Below are 9,389 nucleotides of genomic sequence, written 5' to 3'. Positions count from 1 at the left end.
CTCCTTCATTTTCAGCGACTTGCGTCGCCGAAAATGGCGGGGCATCCTGCCCCGCGCGGGAAGCGCCAATCAATCGGCGCTTCCCAAAGTCGCCGCGGCCAGAGGCCGCTCGGCGAGCGGCGCCCGGCGGTGACAGACGCGGTTTGCGGCGCGGACCTTACAGCACCTTGGTCACCAGCTTGACGCTGGTATCGTTGGGGTCGGTCTCGATGCGGAATCCGAGCGACTTCATCAGCGCCAGCATGCGTGTGTTCGCAGCGAGCACTTCGCCCTCCATGATGCGCAGGCCGCGGGCGCGCGCGTTCTGCATCAGTGAGCTCATGAGCCGCGCCCCGATGCCGCGGCTGCGCACCCGGTCGGCAACGACGATGGCAAACTCGCAGCTGTCGCCGCCGGGACGGGTCATATAGCGGGCGACACCCACCTGTACCTCTTGACCGTCCTCTGCCATGACGCCGATGAGCGCCATCTCCCGGTCGTAGTCGATCTGCGTGAAGCGCACCAGCATCTCCGGCGACAGCTCCTTGATGGCCTGCATGAAGCGGAAGTACTTGGTCTGCTCCGACAGCCCGCGCACGAAGGCCTGCTCCATCTCCGCGTCTTCCGGCCTGATGGGTCGGATGGTGAGGTCCGTGCCGTCCGGCAGGGGCACGTGCTCGATGAGGTGCTGCGGGTATGGGTGAATGGCCATGTGGCCGTAGAGCGATTGCTGCGGCGGGCGGTACTCCACACAAATGCGCGCGTCCACGGCAATGACCTCGAGGTCATTGCCGATGAGTGGGTTCACCTCCATGCCGATAATTTCCGGCAGCTCGCAAACCATCTCTGACACCCGCTGCAGGATGCGCGCGAGCGCCTGGCGATTCATGGGCGGCTTGTTGCTGTAGGCACCCATGAGCCGGTCCACACGGGTGTGAGCGATCATGGTCTGAATGATGAACGCATTGAGCGGTGGGAGCCCCATGGCGCAGTCTTGTATCAACTCATGCTCGGTACCGCCGGCGCCAAAGCTGATCACGGGCCCGAACACCGGATCGCGGGCGACGCCGACCATCAGCTCGCGCGCCGCCCGCGTCGGCACCATGTGCTCCACGGTGACGCCATCGATGCGCGCTTCGGGTCGCAGCTTGGCGGCGCGCTCGGTGAGCTCCGTGTAGGTCCGGCGAATGGTCTGGGCGTCGCTCAGGTTTAGGCGTACGCCGTCCACGTCGGACTTGTGCTGCAGATCCGGCGAGCAGATCTTCATGACCACCGGAAAGCCGAGCGCTTCCGCCGCCATGAGTGCCTCGTTGGGGCTGCGGGTCATGACCGCCTGGGTGGTGGGAATGCGAAAGGCCGAGAGCACCGCCTTGGCCTCGATGGTGCCGAGGGTCTTGCGCCCCTCGGCCATTACGCCCTCGATGATGAGGCGCGCCCCTTCTACATCTGGTGTGCTCTGCTGCGACAGGGGCCCCGGTGACTGCACCAGGAGCTTCTGGTTGCGGTTGTGCTCGGCGAGGTAGGACATGGCGTCCACGGCCACCTCGGGGGACTCGAAGTGCGGCACCCCGGCCTCAGAGAACAAGCGGTGCGCATCGCCAACGCTCGCCTGCCCCATCCAGCAGGTGAGCACCGGCTTGCGTGTCTGCTCGGCGGCGGCAATGACCTCCTGCGCGGTGGCCGTGGGGTCGCCACAGTCGGCGAAGGGCGCGAGCAGCACCACCACGCCGTCCACGTGCTCGTCCTTGAGGCAGGCATCCAGCGCGGCTCGGTAACGCACCTCGGTGGCATCACCGATGACGTCGACCGGATTGTTTTGTGACCAATGCTTGGGCAACGCCTGCTGCAGGGCCGCCCGGGTCGCGTCGCTGAACTGCGCAAGGCGCAGCCCACGCTCTACCGCCCGGTCTGCCGCCAGCACGCCGGGCCCACCGCCATTGGTGATGATGGCAATCCGGTCTCCGCCGAGCCTGCGCCCAGCGCCGAACACCTGGGCCGCGGCGAAAAGCTGCCAGAGGCGCTCCACCTGCACCGCGCCACTGCGCTCCATGGCCGCGGAAAAGGCCTGCGCTGAACCCATCCAGGCACCGGTGTGGGACAGGGCGGCGCGGGAGCCCGCGGGATGCCGCCCGCTCTTCACCACCACCACAGGCTTTAGGCGCGCGGCCGCCCGCAGGCCACTCATGAAGCGCCGGGCGTCGCGAATACCTTCAACGTAGAGCAGGATGCTCTGGGTCTTCGGGTCCAGCGCCAAGTAGTCCAGCACGTCGCCGAAGTCCACGTCCGCCGCCGCACCCAGGGATACCACGGCCGAGTAGCCGAGCCGCCGCGGACCGGACCAATCCAGCATCGCACTGCACACGGCGCCGGACTGGGACACCAGCGCCACCCGGCCGGGCAGTGCCAGGTCCGGCCCATACGCGGCATTGAGTCCGGTTGAAGGCCGCATGACGCCCAGGCAGTTCGGCCCCAGCACGCGGATGCGGTTGCGCCGCGCCGCCTCGACCATGCGCTCCTGCAGTACCGCGCCGCGCTGGTCCTTTTCTGCGAAGCCCGCGGTGTAGACCACCGCCGCCCGCACCCCGAACCCGCCGCATTGATCCAGGATGCCCGGAACCGTCTCCGCTGGCGTGGCGATGAGGGCGAGATCCACGTGCTTATCCAAGGCCGCCAGGTCGGGCCAGCAGGCGTGCCCCTGGACCTTTTCGTACTTGGGATTGATGGGGTAACACTGGCCTTTGAAGCCGGCCTCAAGCAGGTTCTGAAATACTGTCCCGCCGAGCGAGTCCTCGCGCTCGCTGGCGCCAAACACGGCCACCGCGTCTGGCAAAAATAGTTGGTCGACATCGGACAGCCACATGGCCGCTTGCCCTCCCGGGCAGAAAAGGGATTAAGCTTCGGTGACCGCATCACCACGGGGCCGCCACCATGAATCTTGCCTTCATCTCTCACGAGGACTGCCGGCTGCACCAGATGGGCGCACACCATGTGGAGGTGCCCGAGCGCCTGCATGCCATCACGGACCGGCTCATCGCCGCCGGGCTGGAGATGCTTCTGTCGCATTATGACGCGCCCAAGGCCACCCGTGAGCAGCTGGTGCGCGTGCATCATCCGAGCTACGTGGACGCTCTATTCGAGGCTGCACCCACCGCAGAGGATGTGCTGGTCTGGCTGGACGGCGATACGGCGATGAATCAGGGCACACTGGACGCGGCCTTGCGCGCCGCTGGTGCGGCTGCCTATGCCGTCGACCTGGTAATGGGTGAGCGCCACCATGCCGCCTTCTGCGCCGTGCGCCCGCCCGGCCATCATGCCGAGCGTCAGGCGGCCATGGGGTTTTGCTTTTTCAATAACGTTGCCGTGGGTGCCGCCCATGCCATGGCGGAGCATGGCATCGAGCGCATTGCCATCGTCGACTTCGACGTGCACCACGGCAACGGCACTGAGGACATCGTCGCCGGCGACGAGCGCGTGCTTTTCTGCTCAAGCTTCCAGCACCCCTTCTACCCAGGCACCGGCGCCGACAGCCAGGCCCCCAATGTGCTCAACATTCCCCTGCCGGCACGCACCGACGGCGCCGCCTTCCGCAGCGCCGTGGAGATGCACTGGCTGCCGCGTCTAGAGGCCTTTGCACCGCAGCTGCTGATGATCTCCGCCGGCTTCGACGGCCATGCCGAGGACGACATGGCGCACTTCAACCTGCGCGAGCCGGATTACGCGTGGATCACCAAGCAGCTGCACGATCTCGCCGAGCGCCATGCCGGGGGGCGCATCGTCTCCTGCCTGGAGGGCGGTTACAACCTCTCCGCTCTCGGCCGGAGTGTGGCCGTGCATCTGGATGAGCTAATCGGGCACGGCTAGGCACGCGGCCAGATACGGAGCGTCCGCCCAACGCTCCAACGCTCCAACGCTGGAGCGTTGGGGCCCACCGAAGACGACATGGCCGCCCCGCGGCGGGGTCAATCCTCGAGCCGCTTCTCCAGAAAGACATGCTGCACGAGATCACCGGCGCTGATGCCGGCGCCGAAGCCGAGCCGTCGGTAGAGGGCCATGGCGGCGGGGTTGTCTTCGCGCACTTCCAGCGTGATCTTGCAGTGGCCGCGCGCGCGGGCGAGGTCTTCCACCGCCGCCAGCAACCGTCGGCCAATGCCCCGGCCGCGCCAGCCGGGCAGGACGGCGAGGTCATGCACATTGGTGAGCGCCCGCGCCCGGAAGGTGGAAAACCCGGTGAAGCACACGGCTACGCCCACGGGCTCCGTTCCCATCCGTGCCAGCAGGACTGACGCGCCCGGGAAGCTTCGCAGGGCCGACACCAGCTCCGCCTTGGTCGCAGCCGGCAGCGGCTTGCCCGCGCCCATCGGATCGGCCGCATAGCTATCGAGCACGGCAATGAGGTCGGCCGCGTCCCGCCCACTGGCGAGATCGGCACTGTGGATCTCAACGGTTGGCTCATTCAAGCTCGGGGGCTCCGCGGTGATTCCACGAGAAGGCCCCGATTATCCCCACCACTGCAAACAACGCCAGCCCATAGGACGACAGCATGCCGGCCAGCACGCCCAAGACGGCCATCTTATGGCTCCGCCGCGATCTCCGCCTCGCCGACAATCCGGCCCTGGCCGCCGCCTTGGCCCGTTGCGAGCGCGTGGTGCCCGTCTACATCCATGCACCGGACGAGGAGGCCCCCTGGGAGCCGGGTGGCGCCGCGCGCTGGTGGCTGCACCATAGCCTGACAGCGCTGGCCGCCGACCTGGCCGCCGCCGGCTCGGCGCTGTTCGTGGCCCGCGGCGAATCGCTGCCGACCCTGCGGTGGCTGGTCAAGGCCGCCGGCGCCAGCGAGTGCCACTGGAACCGCCTATACGAGCCTGCCACCATCAAGCGCGACACGGCCGTGAAGCAGGCCCTGCGCGCCGAAGGCATCCACTGCGAGAGCCACAACGCGGCGATGCTATTCGAGCCCTGGACCCTCAAGACCGGCGCCGGCGATCCCTACCGGGTGTTCAGCCCCTACTGGCGGCGCTGCGTGCCGAGGCTGGATGAGGTGCCAGCACCCTGCCCTGCGCCGTCAGGGCTGCCTGGGCTGCCAGACGGACTCGAGTCCCTGTCCATCGAGGCCCTGGAGCTGATGCCCAAGGTCCGCTGGGACCAGGGCCTCGCCGATACCTGGCGGCCCGGCGCCGCTGGCGCCGCGGCCCGTCTCCGGGCCTTTCTGGATGACGCAGTGCAGGACTATACCGATGGCCGAGAGCGACCAGCCGAAGCCGGCACCTCGGCGCTCTCGCCGCACATCCATTGGGGCGAGCTCGGCCCGCGACAGATCCTGGCGGCAGTGCGCGAGGCGGGCGGCGTTATGACCGAAGGCGGCGCCGGGCACTTCGTGCGCGAGCTGGGGTGGCGGGAGTTCAGCATGCAGATGCTGTTTCACTTTCCACGGACACCGCTGGAACCCCTGGACGCCAAGTTTGCTGACTTCCCCTGGCGTCGCGATGACGACAACGCGCTGCTCACGGCATGGCAGCTCGGGCGCACCGGCATACCCATTGTGGATGCCGGCATGCGCCAGCTCTGGCACACCGGCTGGATGCACAATCGGGTGCGCATGGTGGTGGCCTCGTTTCTCACCAAGAATCTGCGCCTGCCTTGGCAGGAAGGCGCGCGTTGGTTCTGGGATACCCTGGTGGACGCCGACCTCGCGAGCAACACCCAGGGCTGGCAGTGGGCAGCCGGGAGCGGCGCCGATGCCGCGCCCTACTTTCGCATCTTCAATCCGGTGCGCCAGGGGGAGCGCTTCGATGCCGCCGGCGACTATGTGCGCCGCTGGTGCCCGGAGCTTAGCGCCCTGCCGAACAAGCTGATCCACCAGCCCTGGGCGGGCAAGCCGGCGGAGCTGGATGCCGTGGGCATCCGGCTCGGGGATCACTACCCGCAGCCTGCGGTGGACCTGAAGGCGTCTCGCGACGAGGCCTTGGCCGCGTTCGAGCAGATCAAGTCGGGTTGACGGCGGCCATCGCCAGCCGGCGCGGGCCGCGCTACCCTATTGGGCTAGGGAAACCGCCTAGCAAGCCGACGCCGTACCGCCATGGCCCAGCAAGTCCTCAAGGTCCCGCCCACCAAGAACACGCTGCTCACGCTCAAGAAGCAGGTCAAATTCCTCGAAGAAGGCCATGACCTGCTGGAGCGCAAGCGCGAGCTGCTGACGCGCCTGGTGTACGAGCGCATCGGCGAGTACCGCCGCCTGCGTGAGGCGAGCCAGCGGGCACTGGACGAGGCCTACCGCTGCCTCGGCATCACCCATCTGCGCATGGGCAGCCGCGGCCTTCATCAGGCGGCTCTCGGTGCGCCGGCGGTGCTCAGCGTGGACATCCTGCCCCGGCGCTCACTGGGTGTGGAGTACCCCGCCGTTACCGCAGGGCGCCGGCCCATCGAGCCCGTGGGCCTGCTCGGCAGCGATGCGAGCTTCGACACCACCCGCGAGCGCCTGGCCGACGCCGCCGTGGTGCTGGCGCAGCTCGGCGAGGTGGAGATCGCACTGCACCGGCTCATGGAGGAGCAGCGCAAGGCGCAGAAGCGTGTCAATGCGCTCAAGTACAACATCATCCCGCTGTACCGGCGCACCATTCATTTCATCCAGTCGGCGCTGGAAGAGGAAGAGCGCAACACGCTGTTCCAGGTCAAGGTGCTGCGTGAGCGCCAGGAGACGGCGGCTGGCTGAGGGCGTGTGAGCCAGCGCGGTAGGGACGCGCTGGGTTGTCGGCATCGACCCAGTTGATGGCGCGCGAAGTCGCCGTCATTGGACCCTGTGGGGCGGCGGCACCGCCGCCGTCACCCGACCACCCACCCGGAGGATCACAATCATGGATTCAAGCTCCCTGAAGGGCCTCGAATTCCTTGTCATTATCGGCGCTGTGGCCTGGTTCTACGTGTCGCAGCAGAACAAGCTTAAGCGGCTGAAGGCCGAGCGCGAAGCCAAGGCAGAGCAGGCCGAGACCAAGGCCGGCGACGACTGAAGAGATTGGCCCTGTGGGAGCGCCCCTCTGGCCGCGACGACGGCCCGGCTGAGTGAGTCGCGGCCAGAGGCCGCTCCCACAGGGCGTCAGGGCCGCAGCACCTCGAGCCCGCCCATGTAGGGCACCAGCGCATCCGGCACTCGGACGCTGCCGTCCGCGCACTGGTAGTTCTCGAGCACCGCCACCAGCGTGCGGCCTACGGCGAGGCCCGAGCCGTTCAGCGTGTGCACCAGCTCGGGCTTGTTGGTCTCGGGGTTGCGCCAGCGCGCCTGCAGCCGCCGCGCCTGGAAGTCGCCGAAGCTGGAGCAGGAAGAAATCTCCCGATAGCGGTCCTGCCCCGGCAGCCAGACCTCCAGGTCGTAGGTTTTGACAGCGCTGAAGCCGAGGTCACCAGTGCAGAGCGTTACCACGCGATACGGCAGCTGCAAGCGCTGCAGGATGGTCTCGGCATGACCCGTCAGCGCCTCCAGCGCATGGAACGAGTCTTGCGGGCGCACGGCCTGCACCAACTCCACTTTCTCGAACTGGTGCTGGCGGATCATGCCGCGGGTGTCCTTGCCGTAAGAGCCCGCCTCGCTGCGGAAGCAGGGGGTATGGGCGACCCATTTGCGCGGCATGGCGTCGGCTTCGACGATGACGTCCCGCACTAGGTTGGTCACCGGCACCTCGGCGGTGGGGATCAGATAGAAGTCCCGACCGGCGTCGCCCTCGTCGGATTGGCCGCCCGGCACTCGGAAGAGGTCGGCGGCGAATTTGGGCAGCTGACCAGTGCCGGTGAGGCTGTCCGCGTTCACCAGGTAGGGCACATAGGTCTCGGTGTAGCCATGCTCGGTGGTGTGCACGTCCAGCATGAACTGGATCAGCGCCCGGTGCAGCCTGGCGAGCGGCCCGCTCAGCACCACGAAGCGCGCCGCCGTGAGCTTGGCGGCGGCGTCGAAGTCCATCCAGCCGGCGGGCACGCCGAGATCCACATGATCCTTGGGCGTGAAATCGAATGCCGGCGGGTCGCCCCAGCGGCGCTCCTCGCGGTTGGCGGACTCGTCGGCGCCGTCCGGCACGCTCGCATCCGGCAGGTTGGGCAGGCCGAGGCTGATAGCGCGCAGCTCGGCCTGAAGCTCGGCGAGGTCGTTGTCGAGGGCCTTCAGCTGGTCGCCGAGCCCGGCGATCTCGGCCTTGAGCGGCTCGATATCCTCCCCCGCCGCCTTGGCCTTGCCGATGGCCTTGGAGCGGGTGTTGCGCAGGTTTTGCAGCTCCTGCACCTGCGTCTGCAATGCTTTGCGGCGCGTCTCCAGGGCTTGCAGGCGGGCAGTGTCTACAGCAACGCCGCGGCGGGCGAGCTGTGCGGCGACATGGTCGAGGTCGGCGCGCAGCAGTTTCGGGTCCAGCATGATTCGGTCTCGTTGATCGAGGGAAACGCCGATTGATTGGGCATCCTACCGGCCGTTGCTTTCGACACTGACGCTCCAGGACACCACATGCCCCGGCTCGACGAAGTCTTTGATCCGCTCGATGGCGGCACGGGCGCGGTCCGGGCGGTCGAAGAACTCCAGCACCAGTGGCAGATCCGAAGAGAGATCCACCAGGCTCGTGCCGTGCACCACGCCGGAGGCACCAAAGCCGGCGACACCGCGCGTCACGGTGGCACCGCAGACACGCAGCTCATCGTGCAGGCACTTGAGCAGGGCCTTCAGGCCATGATCGGACTCACTCAGGTAGACGCGCACCATGGTGGCCCAGAGGAGCTGCTGCTCCTCTGGGCTGTTGGTCGTGTCGGTGTGCGGTTGCGGCTCGCTCATAATGCCCTCGCGGCAGCGATGCCGGCCCAGCAGGCGGCGATGCAGACCAGCACGCTGACGGCGATGTTCAGCAGGGCCGGCAGCATCTCGCCCTGCTCCATCAGCGTCAAGGTCTCCAGCGAAAAGGTGGAGAACGTGGTGAAGGAGCCAAGGAAGCCGATGAGTATGGCCGCCCGCAGCTCTGCGGCCAGCAGGCTCCGCTCCAGCAGCAGCACGAACAGAAGCCCCATCACGAAGGAGCCCAGCACGTTGACGCTCAAGGTGCCCCAGGGGAAATCCCTCCCCAACAGCCGGTAAACGCCGGTGGAGACAAGAAAACGCGCCAGCGCACCGAGCGCGCCACCGGCGGCGATGGCCAGAAGCTGCAGCAAGGACCCTACCCCATGTCGATCCGACACGGATTGTAGCTGACCACGCCGGCCGCGCGCGGGCCGTCCGGCGCCCAGACGCAGGGTCTGCCCCGAACTTGGATCAGCTTGGCCAAGGCTTGGCCCCAGGTTAAGGGTGAAAGACGAACAGCTACGATCGTCTTGTCCAATCTCCTCTGGATATGCCTAAGGAAGCGCCGATTTATTGGCGCTTCCCGCGCGGGGCAGGACGCCCCGCCATT

The 9,389-nt window shown here is 67.4% G+C and carries 9 protein-coding genes; 4 read left to right on the top strand and 5 right to left on the bottom strand.

Annotation, left to right across the window (positions count from 1 at the left end):
• Positions 1–157: 157 nt before the first annotated feature.
• Positions 158–2,839 (bottom strand): bifunctional acetate--CoA ligase family protein/GNAT family N-acetyltransferase, encoded by a 2,682-nt coding sequence (locus tag I6U14_RS14305; RefSeq protein WP_296900189.1) that lies wholly within the window; start codon positions 2,837–2,839, stop codon positions 158–160.
• Positions 2,840–2,907: 68 nt separating this feature from the next.
• Here I6U14_RS14305 and I6U14_RS14300 point away from each other — a divergent pair, with 68 nt between their 5' ends.
• Positions 2,908–3,840, top strand: coding sequence for a histone deacetylase family protein (locus tag I6U14_RS14300; RefSeq protein ID WP_296900188.1), 933 nt, complete (start codon positions 2,908–2,910; stop codon positions 3,838–3,840).
• A gap of 98 nt (positions 3,841–3,938) precedes the next feature.
• Here I6U14_RS14300 and I6U14_RS14295 read toward each other — a convergent pair whose 3' ends face one another.
• Complete coding sequence (locus tag I6U14_RS14295; protein WP_296900187.1) at positions 3,939–4,436, bottom strand: GNAT family N-acetyltransferase; 498 nt, start codon at positions 4,434–4,436, stop codon at positions 3,939–3,941.
• Between the two features lie 83 nt (positions 4,437–4,519).
• Between I6U14_RS14295 and I6U14_RS14290 the strand changes: the two genes are divergently transcribed.
• The 3 genes from I6U14_RS14290 (at position 4,520) to I6U14_RS14280 (ending at position 6,983) form a co-directional block, all read left to right on the top strand.
• Entirely contained in the window at positions 4,520–5,974 is a 1,455-nt protein-coding gene (locus tag I6U14_RS14290; protein WP_296900186.1) for a deoxyribodipyrimidine photo-lyase, read from the top strand.
• An 81-nt stretch (positions 5,975–6,055) separates the two neighbouring features.
• The gene (locus I6U14_RS14285; RefSeq protein ID WP_296900185.1) at positions 6,056–6,688 is read left to right on the top strand and encodes a V-type ATP synthase subunit D; all 633 of its coding nucleotides are present in this window, start codon (positions 6,056–6,058) and stop codon (positions 6,686–6,688) included.
• Positions 6,689–6,830: 142 nt separating this feature from the next.
• Entirely contained in the window at positions 6,831–6,983 is a 153-nt protein-coding gene (locus tag I6U14_RS14280) for a hypothetical protein (protein ID WP_296900184.1), read from the top strand.
• Between the two features lie 86 nt (positions 6,984–7,069).
• Here I6U14_RS14280 and serS read toward each other — a convergent pair whose 3' ends face one another.
• From serS to crcB, 3 genes are read right to left on the bottom strand one after another with little or no spacing between them, the layout of a single operon-like run.
• Positions 7,070–8,371 (bottom strand): serine--tRNA ligase, encoded by a 1,302-nt coding sequence (gene serS / locus I6U14_RS14275; RefSeq protein WP_296900183.1) that lies wholly within the window; start codon positions 8,369–8,371, stop codon positions 7,070–7,072.
• A gap of 45 nt (positions 8,372–8,416) precedes the next feature.
• Positions 8,417–8,779, bottom strand: coding sequence for a DUF190 domain-containing protein (locus I6U14_RS14270; protein WP_296900182.1), 363 nt, complete (start codon positions 8,777–8,779; stop codon positions 8,417–8,419).
• On the bottom strand, positions 8,776–9,150 hold the full coding sequence (crcB, locus tag I6U14_RS14265) for a fluoride efflux transporter CrcB (RefSeq protein WP_296900181.1): 375 nt from the start codon (positions 9,148–9,150) through the stop codon (positions 8,776–8,778). Before crcB ends, I6U14_RS14270 begins: the two co-directional genes overlap by 4 nt.
• Positions 9,151–9,389 lie beyond the last annotated feature (239 nt).

Source organism: Thiohalocapsa sp. (assembly GCF_019695415.1).
Classification (GTDB): Bacteria; Pseudomonadota; Gammaproteobacteria; order Chromatiales; family Chromatiaceae; genus Thiohalocapsa.
Note: the sequence above shows the minus strand (reverse complement) of the source record. Positions and strands in the feature narration are given on the sequence as shown.